Genomic DNA, 14,441 nt, shown 5'->3' with positions numbered 1-14,441 from the left:
AAATGACCGATGTGTTGAAGAACGACCGCTTCCTCCGTGCACTGCGTCGCGAACCCACCGACACCACGCCGATCTGGGTGATGCGCCAGGCCGGCCGCTATCTGCCGGAGTACCGCGCCACCCGCGAGCGCGCCGGCAGCTTCATGGGCCTGGCGCAGAACCCCGAGTTCGCCTGCGAGGTGACCCTGCAGCCGCTGCGGCGATTCGATCTCGACGCGGCGATCCTGTTCTCCGACATCCTCACCATCCCCGACGCCATGGGCCTGGGCCTGTCGTTCGCCAACGGCGAGGGCCCGCAGTTCGCCCGCCCGGTGCGCAGCGCCGCCGACATTGCCAGGCTCGCCGTGCCCGACATGGACAGCGAACTGCGCTACGTGATGGACGCGGTGCGCCTGATCCGCCGCGAACTGCATGGCCGCGTGCCGCTGATCGGCTTCTCCGGCAGCCCGTGGACGCTGGCCTGCTACATGGTCGAGGGCGCCGGCTCACGCGACTTCGCCACGCTGAAGGCGATGTGCTGGAACGAGCCGAAGCTCGCCCACCAGCTGCTCGACACGCTGGCCCGCGCCGTCGCCGCCTACCTGGTCGCCCAGGCCGAAGCCGGCGCGCAGGCGCTGATGGTCTTCGACACCTGGGGCGGCCTGCTCGGCCCCGCGCCGTTCCGCGAGTTCTCGCTGCGCTACATGACGCAAATCGTGGCCGCACTGAAGGCCGATGCCCATGCGCGCGAACTGCCGGTGATCCTGTTCTCCAAGGGCGCCGGCATGCACCTGGCCGAGATGGCCGACGGCGGCTGCGCCGCGCTCGGCGTCGACTGGACCATCGACCTCGCCGACGCCCGCCGCGCCGTCGCCGGCAAGGTCGCCCTGCAGGGCAACCTCGACCCCGCCGTGATGCGCGCCAGCCCGGAAGTGATCCGCCGCGAAGCCCGCGCCGTGCTGGACAGCTACGGCAACCACCCCGGCCACGTGTTCAACCTCGGCCACGGCATCACGCCGGAAGTGGATCCGGAGCATGTGAAGGTGCTGGTCGACGAGGTGCATGCGTACGGTCGTACCCTGCGCAAAGGCTGACCGCTTCGCTCCATATCCTGCTTGCCCCTCAAGGGCCTTCCTCCAGTAGCAGAGAATGGCGGGGGCGGGGTTGTTCCTGACCTCTCCCGCCGGCACAAGTACGCCTCTCCAACTTCTCCCCGCATCGCAGGGGAGGAGGCGTACGCCCGGCTGCCTCCGGCACTTTTTGGCAGCCCAGCCCGCGCCCCGTACAATTGCTGCCTTCCCCACGACCAAGACGCACGCTCCGCGCGCGCCACCGAGCCCATCCATGGAAAAGAGTTTCGAACCCGCCCAGATCGAGTCGACGTGGTACGCGCGCTGGGAGGCCAGCGGCGCGTTCAGGCCGTCGGGCAAGGGCGAGCCGTATTGCATCCTGCTGCCGCCGCCGAACGTCACCGGCACGCTGCACATGGGGCATGCGTTCCAGCAGACGGTGATGGACATGCTGGTGCGCTACCACCGCATGCGCGGCTTCAACACGCTGTGGCAGGTCGGCACCGACCATGCCGGCATCGCCACCCAGAAGATCGTCGAGAACCAGCTGGCGGTCGAGGAGAAGACCCGGCACGACCTGGGCCGCGATGCCTTCGTCGAACGCGTGTGGAAGTGGAAGGAGGAATCCGGCTCCACCATCACCCACCAGATGCGCCGCATCGGCGCCGCGGCGGACTGGTCGCGCGAGCGCTTTACCATGGACGAAGGCCTGTCGGCCGCGGTGCGCAAGGTGTTCATCGACTGGTACCGCGCGGGCCTGATCTATCGCGGCAACCGGCTGGTGAACTGGGATCCGTTGCTGGGCACCGCCGTCTCCGATCTCGAGGTGAACAACGTCGAGCGCGACGGCCATATGTGGTCGATCCGCTACTACACCGTCGACGGCAAGGACAGCGTGGTGGTGGCTACCACGCGTCCGGAAACCATGCTGGGCGATGCAGCTGTGGCGGTTCATCCAGAGGACGATCGGTACAAGCATCTCCATGGCAAACATTTGCGCTTGCCAATTACCGGTCGAGAAATCCCTGTCATTCTCGATGAATATGTCGACCGTGAATTCGGCACGGGTGCGGTAAAGATCACCCCCGCGCACGACTTCAACGACTACGCTATCGGGCAACGCCACAGCCTGCCGCAATTCAATGTCTTCACGTTGGATGCGAAGGTTGTAAGTGATTCCACATGGGCTGGCCCGGCGAGCAAGGCTGGTGGCGCGGGCAAGGTGCGCACCAACTACGTCGACATTGCCAGCGACATTCGCATTCCCGCCAAATACCAAGGACTGGACCGCTACGAAGCACGCAAGGCCGTGCTCGCGGACCTGGAAGCCGAAGACCTGCTGGTGGAAACCAAGCCGCACAAGCTGCAAGTGCCAGTGAGCCAGCGTTCGGACGCGGTGATCGAGCCGATGCTGACCGACCAGTGGTTCGTCGACCTGACTTCCGACGTGCAGACGGATGGCCGGCCCGGCGGCCGCAAGGCAATCACCGAGCCGGCGCTGGACGCGGTGCGCAACGGCGAAATCAGGTTCGTGCCGGAGAACTGGAGCACCACCTACACGCAATGGCTGGACAATATCCAGGACTGGTGCATCAGCCGCCAGCTGTGGTGGGGCCACCGCATCCCGGCCTGGTATGACGAGGCCGGCAACATCTTCGTGGGCGAAGACGAGGCCGATGCGCGCGCCAGCGCCAGCGTCGCCCCGGTCGGCACGCTGCGCCAGGACGACGATGTGCTGGACACCTGGTTCAGTTCGGCGCTGTGGCCGTTCTCCACGCTGGGCTGGCCGGCCGATGGCCCGGTGAAGAACGAGCGCGGCGAGGTCGTGGCGAACTGGGAGCAGGACAAGGTCTTCCTGCCCAGCGCGGTGCTGGTCACCGGCTTCGACATCATCTTTTTCTGGGTCGCGCGGATGGTGATGGCGACCAGATACTTCACCGGCCGGATTCCGTTCCGCGAGGTCTACATCAACGCCATCGTGCGCGATGCGGAAGGCCAGAAGATGTCCAAGTCCAAGGGCAACACGCTGGACCCGCTGGACCTGATCGACGGCATCGCGCTGGAACCGCTGGTGGAGAAATCCACCCGCTCGCTGCTGATCCCGCAGGTGCGCGCCAAGGTCGAGAAGCGCATCCGCAAGGATTACCCCGACGGCATCCCCGCGATCGGCACCGACGCATTGCGCTTCACCTTCGCCGCGCTGGCCAGCTACAGCCGCACCATCAACTTCGACATCAAGCGCGCCGAGGGCTACAAGGCGTTCTGCAACAAGCTGTGGAATGCGGCGCGGTTCGTGCTGATGAACGTCGAACCCCCTCTCCCTCCGGGAGAGGGCCGGGGTGAGGGTACGGACGGAGCGCCATCTTCCGGCTCGCCCGAACCCTCATCCGTCGCTTCGCGCCACCTTCTCCCGATGGGAGAAGGAAAACAGCCGGTTACCGAGGCGGAAAGGTGGATTCTCACCCGCCTGAAGCAGACGCTGTGCGAAGTCGAGCAGCACTTCGTCTCGTACCGCTTCGACCTGCTGGCGCAGGCGCTGTACGAGTTCGTGTGGAACGAATACTGCGACTGGTTCCTGGAGCTGGCCAAGCCGGCCCTGAACGGCGACGACGCCGTCGCTGCCGCCTCGACCCGTCACACCTTGCTGGTCGTGCTGGAAAGCGTGCTGCGCGCGTTACACCCGGTGATTCCGTTCATCACCGAGGAAATCTGGCAAGGGGTGGCACCGAAGCTCGGCATGACCGAAAACAGCCTGATGCAGCGACCGTGGCCGCGCGCCGACCAGATCAGCGCCGATGAGGCGGCGACGGCCGAAATCGAGTGGTTCAAGAACGTGCTCTCCGGCATCCGCCGGATCCGCTCGGAAATGAACATCTCCCCCGGCAAGACGATTCCGCTGCTGCTCGCCGACGGCGACAGCGGCGACCGCACGCGGGTGGCGAAGTTCGCCACGCAGATCGCCTTCCTCGCCCGCACGGAAGCGCCGCAGTGGATCGACGCCGGCAGCGCGGAACCCGCCGCGGCCGCCGCCGTGGTCGGCACGCTGCGCGTGCTGATCCCGCTGGCCGGGTTGATCGACCTCGCCGCCGAGAAGGCGCGCCTGGCCAAGGAAATCGGCCGCATCGAAGTCGAGATCAAAAAGTGCGAAGGCAAGCTCGGCAACGCCAGCTTCGTCGCCAACGCACCGGCCGAGGTGGTGGCGCAGGAACGTCAGCGCATCGCCGACTGGAACACCACGCTGAGCGCGCTGCGCGAGCAGGCGCAGAAGCTGGGCTGAGCAGGCAGCGGCCCCGTTGCTACCGCTCGCTGACGCGCGGGCGGCTGCGACGGATTGTTTCCAGCCGCCCGTCCGGACCTCAAGTGTCGTGGCCGACCTGCCCCGGCGAGAAGTCGCGCGTCTTGCGCACGGCCAGCTGGTTGCTGATGCCCAGCAATTCGTAATAGCCGTCGAGCGTGGCCAGCAACCCGTCCACGCCGAGCTTGGGCGTCTCGGTCTTCACGCTTTCGATCTGCTTCTTCAGTCCCTCGGCCCGCCACTGGCGACCCGACCAGCGCAGCCACTTGCGCGCCAACCAGCCTGGACGCGGTGGCGGCCCCAGCTTCGGCGGCACCCACAGGTAATCGTCGAAGATCATCACGCCACCAAGCTTCAGCAGCGGCCACGCCATGACGCCGTCAGCCAGTGCGCCGAAGGCAGAATGCCAGCCGTCGATGTAGACGATGTCGTAGGGCCCTTCGACTCGCCGCAGTGAATCGAAGCTCGATCCCGGAAACTCCCGGATCCGCTCGCGCCAGGCCGCCGTGTTGGCACGAAAGCGCGCGTGGTAGTCGCTATAGACCGGATCAACCTGGAAGAAATCCACGCAATCGATCGAGCTGTCCGCGGCAGTCAGAATGTTCTCGCACAGCCAGACGGTCGAACGCCCCTCGAAGCTGCCGATCTCCAGGGCACGCAAACCGGACCTGCCGCGCAGCGAAGCGAGCCATTGCTCCCAATGCGGAATGTTGTGGTGAAACCAATCGGTCGAAAACTGCCCTTGCACTGGCCGGAACCCTTCGCTTGAACGAAGGCGGCATGCTAACACCCGTCGAAAGCCCCATCCGCGCGAACGGCGTGACAGCATCCGACCCATACCCGGGTCAGCTGGCTGGCGGCTCCAGTGCCATGACGATCGCATCCTCGCGACCATGGCGCGCGGGGTAATACCGCGGCCGGCGGCCGATCTCGTGGAAACCCACCGACTCGTACAGCGCTTTCGCCAACGGGTTCGACGGGCGCACCTCGAGGAAGATCCGCTCGGCGCCGTTCCAGCGCGCGATATCCAGCAGCCGGCCCAGCAGATGCCGACCGAGGCCGCGACCGCGCCAATCCGGCCCGACGCAGAGGTTCAGCACGTGCGCCTCGCCGGCGCCCATCGAGAGGATGCCGTAGCCGGCAACCGCCCCGTCCACGCACAGCACCCAGCATGGATGCCCGGCCTTCACGCAATCGCCGAAGATGCCCGGCGACCATGGAAATTCGTAGGAGGCTTTCTCCAGCGCGCTGACCGTATCCAGGTCTTCCGAGCGCATGGCGCGCACCTGGATCACCGGCTTGATCACCGCCACCACGGCTCAGTTCCCCGCTGCGGCCAACGCGCGACGCAGGCTGCGCAGCGCGTTCCACAACCGCCGCTTGGCCTCGGCGCGGGCCAGCACCAGGGCCGGTTCGTCGGCCAGCACGATCTGCGCGTCGCGCATCACCTCCGCCGGCAATGCTCGCCCCAGCGCATGCGCCTGCGTTTCGCCGAACACCAGGTAGGCACGCGCCATCGGCACCTCGCCCGCGAGTTGGCCGCCGCTCACCGTGATCCGCGCGGCGCGCGCCAGGACGGCGCCGCATGCACCGAGGGCACGACCGACCAGATCGAGTTCGCGCGTGCTGCAGCCCTGCGGCAACACCACCACGCAGGCTACGACTCCCGCCGCCGCGACCGGCTCGTCATGTCCGGAGGCCACCGCCGGCGGTGGCGCACGCCGCACCCATGGCATCACGCCCAGCGCGCGCAGCACGCGGGCACGGTGGCCGGTGCCGGCATGCCGGGGCGCCGGCGTGCTCATGTCGCGCTGCGCCGCGCCCGGCGCCGGTGCGTGGCCAGGCGCCAGATCGTCCATACCGGGCCGGACAGCAGGTAGATCGTGAACCCGGCGAACAAGACCCGCGGCGTGTCCAGGATCAGCAGCGCCAGCAGCAGCACCGCGGCCACCATCCACACGAAGGGCACGCGCTGGCGGTCGCCCAGCGGCAGCGACTTGAAGCTGAAATAGCGGAAGCGGCTGACCATCAGCAGGCCGACCACGATGGCGAGCGCCGGCGTGATGAAACAGAAGTCGGCGCCGGTCAAGCCGAACTTCTCCACGCTCCATACGAACGACATGCACACCGCTGCCGCCGCAGGGCTGGCCAGGCCCTGGAAATAGCGCTTGTCGGCCACGCCGACCTGGGTGTTGAAGCGCGCCAGCCGCAAGGCGGCGCAGGCGGTGTAGATGAAGGCCGCCGCCCAGCCCAGCTTGCCCCACAGCGGGCCGAAGTCGCGCAGCGTCGACAGCGACCAGGTGTACATCACCAGCGACGGCGCCAACCCGAAGCTGACCAGGTCCGACAGGGAGTCGTACTGCACGCCGAACTCGCTCTGGGTCCCGGTCATCCGCGCCACCCGCCCGTCCATGCCGTCCAGCACCGCGGCAATGAACACCGCCACCGCTGCCTCGGCGTAGCGCCCGCCGATGCTGGCGATGATCGCGAAGAAGCCGGCGAACATCGCCCCGGTGGTGAACAGGTTCGGCAACAGGTAGATACCCCGGTGCCGGGGCGGCCGAACGGGCATGGTTTCGCTCATGAATCAGGACCGTGACAGGATGCGCGCAGTGTAAACCATCGGCCGCTTGAGTCCGGGTCGGCGGAGTGTTAACAAGGTAGCCAGAATTTTCCCGCGAAATGGAGAATGCCATGCACCGCTCGCTGATCGTCCTGGCACTGTTGCTGCTGGCACCGCTGGCCACCGCCCAGGTCTTCAAATGGACCGACGCCAGCGGCACCGTGCACTACTCGGAAACCCCGCCGGCGCAGGGCACGAAGTTTTCCAGGGTGACCACCACCGGCACCGTGGAGCCGCTGGCGCCTGCCGCAACCGGCCAGCCCGCGGATCACCCTGAAACCCAGGCCGGCCCGGCCAAGTCGGTGGCCGACACGCCGGAAAACCGCGGCAAACTGTGCGCGTCGCTGAAAACCAACCTCGCCGCGCTGCAGGGCGGCGGCCCGGTGATGATGCAGCAGGACGGCAAATCCGTGGCCCTGGACGGCGATGAGCGCAAGCAGAAGACCGTTTCGACCCAGGCGCAATACGACCAGTACTGCAGGAACTGATCGCCCCCACGCCATGGCGCGGCGGCGGCCTGGCCGGTGCCGGCGACGCCCGTCCGGCGACGGCTGGCCGCTACAATAGGCGTCTTTAATCCGCCGGAACCGCCCGCATGCGCCTCAGCCAATTCCATCTGGCCACCGTCAAGGAAGTCCCCGCCGACGCCGAAATCGCCAGCCACCGGCTGATGCTGCGCGCCGGCATGATCCGCAAGCTCGCCTCCGGCCTGTACACCTGGAGCCCGCTGGGCCTGCGCGTGCTGCGCAAGGTGGAAAACATCGTGCGCGAGGAAATGGATCGCGCCGGCGCCGTCGAGATGCTGATGCCCACGATCCAGCCGCGGGAGCTCTGGGAGGAAACCGGCCGCTGGCAGAAATTCGGCCCGCAGCTGCTGAAGATCAAGGATCGCAAGGAGCAGGAATTCTGCTATGCGCCCACCGCCGAGGAAGTGGTTACCGACTACGCCCGCAACGAGCTGAAAAGCTACAAGCAGCTGCCGGTCAACTTCTACCAGATCCAGACCAAGTTCCGCGACGAGATCCGCCCGCGTTTCGGCGTGATGCGCGCGCGCGAATTCCTGATGAAGGATGCTTATTCGTTTCACCTGGGCCAGGAGTCGCTGGCCGAAACCTACGCCGCGATGTACCAGGCTTATGTGCGCATTTTCACCCGCCTGGGGTTGACCTTCCGCGCGGTGCAGGCCGATACCGGCGCGATCGGCGGCAATGCCAGCCACGAATTCCAGGTGCTGGCCGATTCCGGCGAGGATGCCATCGCGTTTTCCGACGGCTCCGATTACGCCGCGAATCTCGAAAAGGCCGAGGCGCTGGCGCCGACCGCCAAACGCCCCGCCCCCGCTGCGGCCCTGCAACGGGTCGACACGCCCACCCAGAAAACCATCGGCGACATCGCCGGTTTCCTCAAAGTCGGCCCGCAGCAATGCGTGAAGACCCTGCTGGTACGCGGCCACGAAGGCCTGGTCGCGCTGTGCCTGCGCGGCGACCACGAGGTCAACGAGGTCAAGGCCGGCAAGCTGGCCGAACTGCCGGGCGAGTCGGTACTCGCCAGCGAGGAGGAGATCCTCGCCGCCACCGGCACGCGCCCCGGTTTCATCGGCCCGGTCGGCCTGCCGGCGTCGATCCCGGTGATCGTCGACCGCGACGCTGCCGTGCTCGCCGACTTCGTCTGCGGCGGCAATGCCGACCGCACGCACTGCACCGGCGCGAACTGGGAGCGCGACGCGCGCATCACCCGCGTCGCCGACCTGCGCAACGTGGTCGAGGGCGACCTCTCGCCCGACGGCAGCGGGGTGCTGCGCATCGCCCGCGGCATCGAGGTCGGCCACGTGTTCCAGCTGGGCACCAAGTACGCCGAGGCGCTCGGCGCCACCGTGGTGGACGAAACCGGCACGCCGCAGGTAATGACCATGGGCTGCTACGGCATCGGCGTCAGCCGCATCGTCGCCGCCGCGATCGAGCAGCGCCACGACGAGGCCGGCATCGTCTGGCCGGAAGCGATGGCACCCTGGCGCGTGGCGGTGTGCGTGATCAACCCGAAGAACTCGCCTGCCGTCAGTGCAGCCGCCGAAGCGCTCTACCAGACGCTGCTGCAGCGCGGCGTCGCGGCCGTGCTGGACGACCGTGGCCTGCGCGCGGGCAGCATGTTCGCCGACATGGAGCTGATCGGCATACCGCATCGCGTGGTGGTCAGCGAGCGCGGCCTGGCCGCCGGCACGCTGGAATATCGCGCCCGCGAGGAAAGCGAAAACCGCCCGCTCAGCCAGGACGAGCTGTTCGCCCTGCTCGGCTGAATCGGCGCCGTGGGTGATCAACGAAAGCGGCTGCCTGGTGCGGCCGTTTTCCCATTCGATACGGCCCGGCCGGCCGCCAGCCAATTCAAAAGCACGTCACATTATTAATCACCTTAATGTGAAACGTTTTTCACATGATGCGTCACGCTTTACAAATATTCGGCAAATCGGCGAGAATCCCCGGCACTGCGATTTTCTGCTCGCCTGGCATTGGCCCACATAATGGCCGGATTTAATGCCGATACTTACCGGGAGTCCATCATGGCCGTCGATATCAAGAACCTCAATCACAACCAGCTCAATGACCTGATCAGCAAAGCCCAGGTCCGCCAGAATGAATTGCGCAAGGAAAAAGTCGCCAAGCTGCGCGAGAAGGTGCATGCCCTGATCAAGGCCGAGGGTTATGCCTTCGAGGACATCTTCGGCAGCGCGCGCGGTAAGGCCAAACGCAGCACCGGGACGGTTGCGCCAAAGTACCGCAATCCGGCCAATCCCGCACAGACCTGGTCCGGCCGCGGCAAGCGCCCGCACTGGTTCAATGACGCGCTGAAGGCCGGTAAGAAGGAAAAGGACCTGGCGATCTGATCGCCTGCCGTCCGAACAAAAAGCGCCGGCCTCGCGCCGGCGTTTTTATTGGTTTGAGGCAATGCCACATCCGTTTGATGCAGGCCGGCACATACTCGGTCCCTCCCCCTGCAAAGCAGGGGGAGGCCAGGAGGGGGTAGCTTTTGATCTTGGCCTTGGCCAGGAGCAACCCCTCCCCAACCCTCCCCTGCTTTGCAGGGGAGGGGGCGAACGTGCCGTGCAGTTTCATCGTCTTGACGGATAGAGCTTAACGAATGGGGACGCGTCTTCGGCCGCTTTTGTTTATTATAAAGAGCGGCGCGGCGAAACCAGCAGATCGCCAAACATCAGCCCGGCCACCAGCGACACCAGCAGGGTGATCAGCAGTAGGCCGGTGTCCATGCTAAGGGTGGTATCCCGCTCGAGCAGGAACGACACGCTGCGGAAACCGACGCTGCCCGGCACCAGCAGCAGGATGCCCGGTTCGCGGACCACCGCGCTCGGCCGGTGCACGAAGCGCGCGAAGACGTTCGCCAGCGCAGCCAGCAGCAGGCCGCCCAGAAAGACGCCCACCGGCGCGGCGGGCAACGCACCGGCGATCGCGCCGCCCCAGCGGGTGGCGAGGTAGCCGACCACGACCGCCACGATCACCACCGGCCAGTCGCGACGGGCCGCGCGGAACAGGATCGCGAACGCGATCGCGGCGACCAGCAGCGCCGGATAATCCATCCAGGCCGGCAGCGCCGGCAGCGCGAAGTCGCGCGCGGTGATGCCCATCGCCGCGCACAGCTGGGTTGCGGCGATCGTGCCGAAGGTGAGCTTGAGCAGGGTCGACATCGCCCCGGCCATGCGCGCCATGCCGGAGACCAGGTGCTGGCTGGAAATCTCGCGTACCGCGGTGGTCAGCGACATGCCGGGCACCAGGATGATCAGGCTGGCCAGCACCACCGACCTGATCGCCAGCGGCACCACGAACGCGCTGACCACGATCGCCACCGTGGTGGCGACCAGCGCGCTGATCGCGTCGCTGGCCGCCGCCAGTTGCGGCCGACTGGCCGCCAGCAGGGTAATGCCGCCGATGACCATGCCGATGACGCCTGCCACCAGCAGGTCCACCCACGAGCTATGCAGGAACAACGCCGCGATACTGGCCGCGGAAAGGCCGTAACTGGCGATCGAGCCGAGCTTGTCGCGACGCGTGTCGGGCCGGCCCAGTTCGCGCAGCAGGTGGAACCCCTCGCGCAGGCCCAGTTCGCCGGCGATCGCGCGATCGGCGATGTCGTCGGCCTGGCACAACCGCCCCAGGTTCACCTCGCCCGGCGCCAGCCGCATCACCTGGGTGGTCTGCGCCACGCCCTCCTCGCCCTGGGCCATGTCGGCGAAGGAGATGATGATTGCGGTGGGGCTGGACCACACGTCGGCGGTCAGCCCCAGCCGCTGCGCCACGCCGGCAATCGCCATCTCCAGCCGCGGCGCGGACGTGCCGTACTGGTGCAGCCGTCGCGCCAGTTCCAGCACGAACGCGATGCGCGTGGTCAGCGCCGTGGTGGCGAACTGCTGCTGGCTGATGGCGTTGCCGGCGCTCATGCCGCGGCGCGCACCTGCAGCGTGGTGCCTTCCACCGCGACCACCTCCACCGTGGTGCCCAGCGGCAGGTCCGGCCCGCTGACCAGCCACTGGCCATCGCCCACGCGGGCCTTGCCGCGACCGTTGACGATCGGTTCGATCAGCTCATAGCGCTGCCCGATCAACTGCTCGGCGCGGCGGTTCAACCGCTCGCCGCCTGGCACGCGCCGCTCCAGCCGCGGCCGCAGCCAGCGCGCATAGCCCACGCAAGAAGCGAACGCGAGCAGGCCGAACAGGATCGCCTGCGCCAGCAGGCCCAGCGCCGGATCGGCCCACAGCACCGCGCCCATCGCCGCGGCGGCCAGGCCGATCCACAGCAGGAAGTAACCAGGCAGCAACAGCTCGCCGGCGATCAGCAGCAACGCCAGGATCCACCACAGGTAATGCATCGCAAGCTCGCCCATGGCCGTGCCTCAGCGCAGCGACGGCGGGACGGCCGCGGCCTTCTGCTGCTGGCCGAGCGACTCCTTCGCCAGCTCGCCGATGCCGGCCAGCGCGCCGATCACGCCAGTGGCCTCGATCGGCAGCAGCAGCATCTTCTGGTTCGGCGAGGTGGCCATCACCTTCAGCGCCTCGACGTAGTTGTTGGCGACGAAGTAGTTCAGCGCGTTGACGTTGCCGCCGGCGATCGCGTCGGACACCATCGTGGTCGCCTTTGCCTCGGCCTCGGCCGAACGCTCGCGCGCCTCGGCGGCGCGGAACGCGGCTTCCTTCTCGCCTTCGGCGGCCAGGATCACCGACCGCTTCTCGCCCTCCGCCTTGAGGATCGCCGCCTGGCGGAAGCCCTCGGCGTCGAGGATGTTGGCGCGCTTCTCGCACTCGGCCTTCATCTGCCGCGCCATCGCATCGACCAGGTCGCGCGGCGGCGCGATGTCCTTGATCTCGATGCGGTTGACCTTGACGCCCCACGGGTGGGTCGCCTCGTCCACCACCTTGAGCAGCTTCGCGTTGATCGCATCACGCTGGCTCAGCGACTCGTCCAGGTCCATCGAGCCGAGCACGGTGCGGATATTGGTCATGATCAGCGCCAGCGACGCCTGTTCCAGGTTGGACACCTCGTAGGCCGCCTTGGAGGCGTCGAGCACCTGGTAGAACACCACGCCGTCGACGCGCACGACGGCATTGTCCTTAGTGATCACGTCCTGCGACGGCACGTCGAGCACCTGTTCCATCATGTTGATCTTGCGCCCGACCGCCTGGTAGATCGGAATCAGGAAATGCAGGCCGGGGCTGAGCGTGCGGGTGTACTTGCCGAAGGTCTCCACCGTCCACTCGAAACCCTGCGGCACGATGCGCACCAGCTTGGCCAGACCGACCACGACGACGAACACGATTACCAACGCGAGAAGCTGTCCCATTGCCTACCCCCATTCCTTGAAGAGGGCTTGAGTATAGGCGAGTCGATGGTTATCTCGGTGCCGACTGCGGCAAGCGCAGACTCACCCGCAAACCGCCGCCTTCGCGGTTGGCCAGCAGCACGCGGCCGCCATGCGCCTCGGTGATCTCGCGCGCCAGCGCCAGGCCCAGGCCGGTGCCGGAGCGCTTGGTCGAATAAAACGGCAGCAACGCCTGCGCCAGCACCGTCTCGCTCATGCCGGGGCCGCGATCGGCCACCTCGATGCGCAGCTCGTTGCCGACGTCCTGGATCGACAGCGTGACCTCGTCGTCCGGGCCGCCCGATTCGTGCGCGTTCTTGATCAGGTTGATCAGCACCTGCTCGATCTGCACTGCGTCGAAATGTCCCGGCCGCTCCGGCACCGGCGTCGCCAGCCGGTACTGGCAGTGCAGCGCCAGCCCGTCGAGGAATGGCTTCCACGCGATGTCCGCCGGCTGCGGCGTGGGCAGCTTGGCGAAGCTGGCGTAGCCGGCAATGAAACGATGCAGGTGCAGCGCGCGCTCGCCGATGGTGGCGAACACGCCGGGCAACCGATCCAGCTGCCCGCGCCGGGCCAGTTCGGCGCCGGAGTGCGCCAGCGAGGTGATCGGCGCCAGCGAGTTGTTGAGCTCGTGGCTGATCACCCGGATCACCCGCTTCCAGGTCGCCACCTCCTGCCGCGACAGCTCGCGCGTCATGCGCCGGAACAGGTGCAGCCGGTGCGGCCGGCCCTGCAGCCGGAACGCGCGCTGCGACAGGTGGAAGGTTTCCTCGCTGCCGTCCATCTCCACGCTGAGCAAGGCGTCCTCGCCGCTCTCCACCGCCTTGCGCAGCGCTTCGGGCGCTTCGGCCAGCCGTTCGGCGAAGTCCAGCCCGACCAGGCTGCGACCTTCATTGAACAGGTGCCGCGAGGCGATGTTCGCGTAGGCCACCTTGCCGATCGCATCGGTCAGCACCAGCGCCACCGGGGTGTTCTGCACCACCGTGTCGAGCAGCAGCTCGCGCTGCACCAGGTGCTGGCGCTGCTCGCGCAGGGTCTGGCCCAGCGCGTTGTGCATGCGGATCAGCTCGCCGAGCTCGTCGCCCCGGTTCACCGCGATCGAGAAGCTGAAATCGCCGTCGCGGTAACTGGCCACCGCGCCTTCCAGCGCACGCAGCAGCCGGCTCACCGGCGCCATCACCCGGCCGGCCAGCCAGAACGACAGCGGCAGCAGCACGACCACGCTGGCCAGCAGGCCGCCGTAGATGCCCAGCTGCATCGGTGCGCGTATCGACAGCGCCAGGTCCTGGCGCAACCAGAGCAGCAACTGCGGCAGCGGCCACTGGGTGACGCCGGCATAGACCAGTGCGCCGGCCACACCGGCCACAGCCAGCAGAAGGGTCAGGCGTCCCTGCAGCGAATTCAGGCGACGCCACATCGGCCGCTCTCCTCGAAGGGGGAAAGCCGGCTCAACGACACTCGTCCAGCGAAGCCACCGCGCGGTCCGGCAGCAGCCAACCGCCCGGCCAGGCCGAAACGGGCATGATCCGGCGATATCGCACGACGCCTCTCCTGCTGGATGCGGACAGCCATCTTTCTACGCCTTGCGGTCAGGGGCAAGCATCGCGGCCACCGG

The 14,441-nt window shown here is 67.2% G+C and carries 13 protein-coding genes; 5 read left to right on the top strand and 8 right to left on the bottom strand.

Going from position 1 to position 14,441, the window contains the following annotated elements; all coding sequences use genetic code 11:
- The first annotated feature begins 2 nt into the window (after positions 1-2).
- Together hemE and AC1Q5A_RS04555 are read left to right on the top strand one after the other, a co-directional pair.
- On the top strand, positions 3-1,073 hold the full coding sequence (gene hemE / locus AC1Q5A_RS04560) for a uroporphyrinogen decarboxylase (RefSeq protein ID WP_492698754.1): 1,071 nt from the start codon (positions 3-5) through the stop codon (positions 1,071-1,073).
- A gap of 250 nt (positions 1,074-1,323) precedes the next feature.
- Positions 1,324-4,326: a valine--tRNA ligase gene (locus AC1Q5A_RS04555; protein WP_492698752.1), complete on the top strand. Its 3,003-nt coding sequence runs from the start codon at positions 1,324-1,326 to the stop codon at positions 4,324-4,326.
- Positions 4,327-4,405: 79 nt separating this feature from the next.
- On the opposite strand, the gene AC1Q5A_RS04550 is transcribed toward AC1Q5A_RS04555, so the two are convergent.
- The 4 genes from AC1Q5A_RS04550 to AC1Q5A_RS04535 all read right to left on the bottom strand — a co-directional run bounded on the left by AC1Q5A_RS04550 (position 4,406) and on the right by AC1Q5A_RS04535 (position 6,928).
- The gene (locus tag AC1Q5A_RS04550) at positions 4,406-5,092 is read right to left on the bottom strand and encodes a class I SAM-dependent methyltransferase (RefSeq protein WP_492698750.1); all 687 of its coding nucleotides are present in this window, start codon (positions 5,090-5,092) and stop codon (positions 4,406-4,408) included.
- Between the two features lie 97 nt (positions 5,093-5,189).
- On the bottom strand, positions 5,190-5,660 hold the full coding sequence (gene rimI, locus AC1Q5A_RS04545; protein ID WP_492698748.1) for a ribosomal protein S18-alanine N-acetyltransferase: 471 nt from the start codon (positions 5,658-5,660) through the stop codon (positions 5,190-5,192).
- A gap of 3 nt (positions 5,661-5,663) precedes the next feature.
- Positions 5,664-6,149: a hypothetical protein gene (locus AC1Q5A_RS04540; protein WP_492698746.1), complete on the bottom strand. Its 486-nt coding sequence runs from the start codon at positions 6,147-6,149 to the stop codon at positions 5,664-5,666.
- Positions 6,146-6,928 (bottom strand): CDP-alcohol phosphatidyltransferase family protein, encoded by a 783-nt coding sequence (locus AC1Q5A_RS04535; RefSeq protein ID WP_114344671.1) that lies wholly within the window; start codon positions 6,926-6,928, stop codon positions 6,146-6,148. The genes AC1Q5A_RS04540 and AC1Q5A_RS04535 overlap by 4 nt, the downstream gene beginning before the upstream one ends.
- A 110-nt stretch (positions 6,929-7,038) precedes the next feature.
- On the opposite strand from AC1Q5A_RS04535, the gene AC1Q5A_RS04530 reads away from it, so the two are divergent.
- From AC1Q5A_RS04530 to AC1Q5A_RS04520, 3 genes are all read left to right on the top strand, one after another.
- On the top strand, positions 7,039-7,455 hold the full coding sequence (locus AC1Q5A_RS04530) for a DUF4124 domain-containing protein (protein ID WP_492698743.1): 417 nt from the start codon (positions 7,039-7,041) through the stop codon (positions 7,453-7,455).
- A 107-nt stretch (positions 7,456-7,562) separates the two neighbouring features.
- The gene (locus tag AC1Q5A_RS04525; protein ID WP_492698741.1) at positions 7,563-9,260 is read left to right on the top strand and encodes a proline--tRNA ligase; all 1,698 of its coding nucleotides are present in this window, start codon (positions 7,563-7,565) and stop codon (positions 9,258-9,260) included.
- 261 nt (positions 9,261-9,521) lie between these two features.
- A complete protein-coding gene (locus AC1Q5A_RS04520; RefSeq protein ID WP_114344678.1) occupies positions 9,522-9,845 on the top strand; it encodes an H-NS histone family protein in 324 nt (107 codons plus the stop codon).
- 285 nt (positions 9,846-10,130) lie between these two features.
- Here the strand turns inward: AC1Q5A_RS04520 and AC1Q5A_RS04515 are convergent, their stop codons facing one another.
- Genes AC1Q5A_RS04515 through AC1Q5A_RS04500 form a run of 4 tightly spaced genes read right to left on the bottom strand, consistent with a single transcriptional unit; the run spans position 10,131 to position 14,243 of the window.
- Positions 10,131-11,411, bottom strand: a complete 1,281-nt coding sequence (locus AC1Q5A_RS04515; RefSeq protein WP_492698739.1) for a threonine/serine exporter family protein — start codon at positions 11,409-11,411, stop codon at positions 10,131-10,133.
- On the bottom strand, positions 11,408-11,854 hold the full coding sequence (locus tag AC1Q5A_RS04510) for an NfeD family protein (protein ID WP_492698737.1): 447 nt from the start codon (positions 11,852-11,854) through the stop codon (positions 11,408-11,410). Before AC1Q5A_RS04510 ends, AC1Q5A_RS04515 begins: the two co-directional genes overlap by 4 nt.
- Positions 11,855-11,863: 9 nt before the next feature.
- Entirely contained in the window at positions 11,864-12,808 is a 945-nt protein-coding gene (locus AC1Q5A_RS04505) for an SPFH domain-containing protein (RefSeq protein WP_492698735.1), read from the bottom strand.
- A 49-nt stretch (positions 12,809-12,857) separates the two neighbouring features.
- Positions 12,858-14,243 (bottom strand): sensor histidine kinase, encoded by a 1,386-nt coding sequence (locus AC1Q5A_RS04500; protein WP_492698733.1) that lies wholly within the window; start codon positions 14,241-14,243, stop codon positions 12,858-12,860.
- Between the last annotated feature and the right edge of the window lie 198 nt (positions 14,244-14,441).

Source organism: Rhodanobacter sp. GW835-FHT13D09 (assembly GCF_058793995.1).
Note: the sequence above shows the minus strand (reverse complement) of the source record. Positions and strands in the feature narration are given on the sequence as shown.

Coding starts and splice junctions, on each gene's coding strand:
- AC1Q5A_RS04505 (WP_492698735.1), bottom strand. CDS start 12,808: ATGGGACAGCTTCTCGCGTTGGTAATCGTGTTCGTCGTCGTGGTCGGT.
- AC1Q5A_RS04515 (WP_492698739.1), bottom strand. CDS start 11,411: ATGAGCGCCGGCAACGCCATCAGCCAGCAGCAGTTCGCCACCACGGCG.
- AC1Q5A_RS04520 (WP_114344678.1), top strand. CDS start 9,522: ATGGCCGTCGATATCAAGAACCTCAATCACAACCAGCTCAATGACCTG.
- AC1Q5A_RS04500 (WP_492698733.1), bottom strand. CDS start 14,243: ATGTGGCGTCGCCTGAATTCGCTGCAGGGACGCCTGACCCTTCTGCTG.
- AC1Q5A_RS04530 (WP_492698743.1), top strand. CDS start 7,039: ATGCACCGCTCGCTGATCGTCCTGGCACTGTTGCTGCTGGCACCGCTG.
- AC1Q5A_RS04525 (WP_492698741.1), top strand. CDS start 7,563: ATGCGCCTCAGCCAATTCCATCTGGCCACCGTCAAGGAAGTCCCCGCC.
- hemE (WP_492698754.1), top strand. CDS start 3: ATGACCGATGTGTTGAAGAACGACCGCTTCCTCCGTGCACTGCGTCGC.
- AC1Q5A_RS04540 (WP_492698746.1), bottom strand. CDS start 6,149: ATGAGCACGCCGGCGCCCCGGCATGCCGGCACCGGCCACCGTGCCCGC.
- AC1Q5A_RS04555 (WP_492698752.1), top strand. CDS start 1,324: ATGGAAAAGAGTTTCGAACCCGCCCAGATCGAGTCGACGTGGTACGCG.
- AC1Q5A_RS04510 (WP_492698737.1), bottom strand. CDS start 11,854: ATGGGCGAGCTTGCGATGCATTACCTGTGGTGGATCCTGGCGTTGCTG.
- AC1Q5A_RS04535 (WP_114344671.1), bottom strand. CDS start 6,928: ATGAGCGAAACCATGCCCGTTCGGCCGCCCCGGCACCGGGGTATCTAC.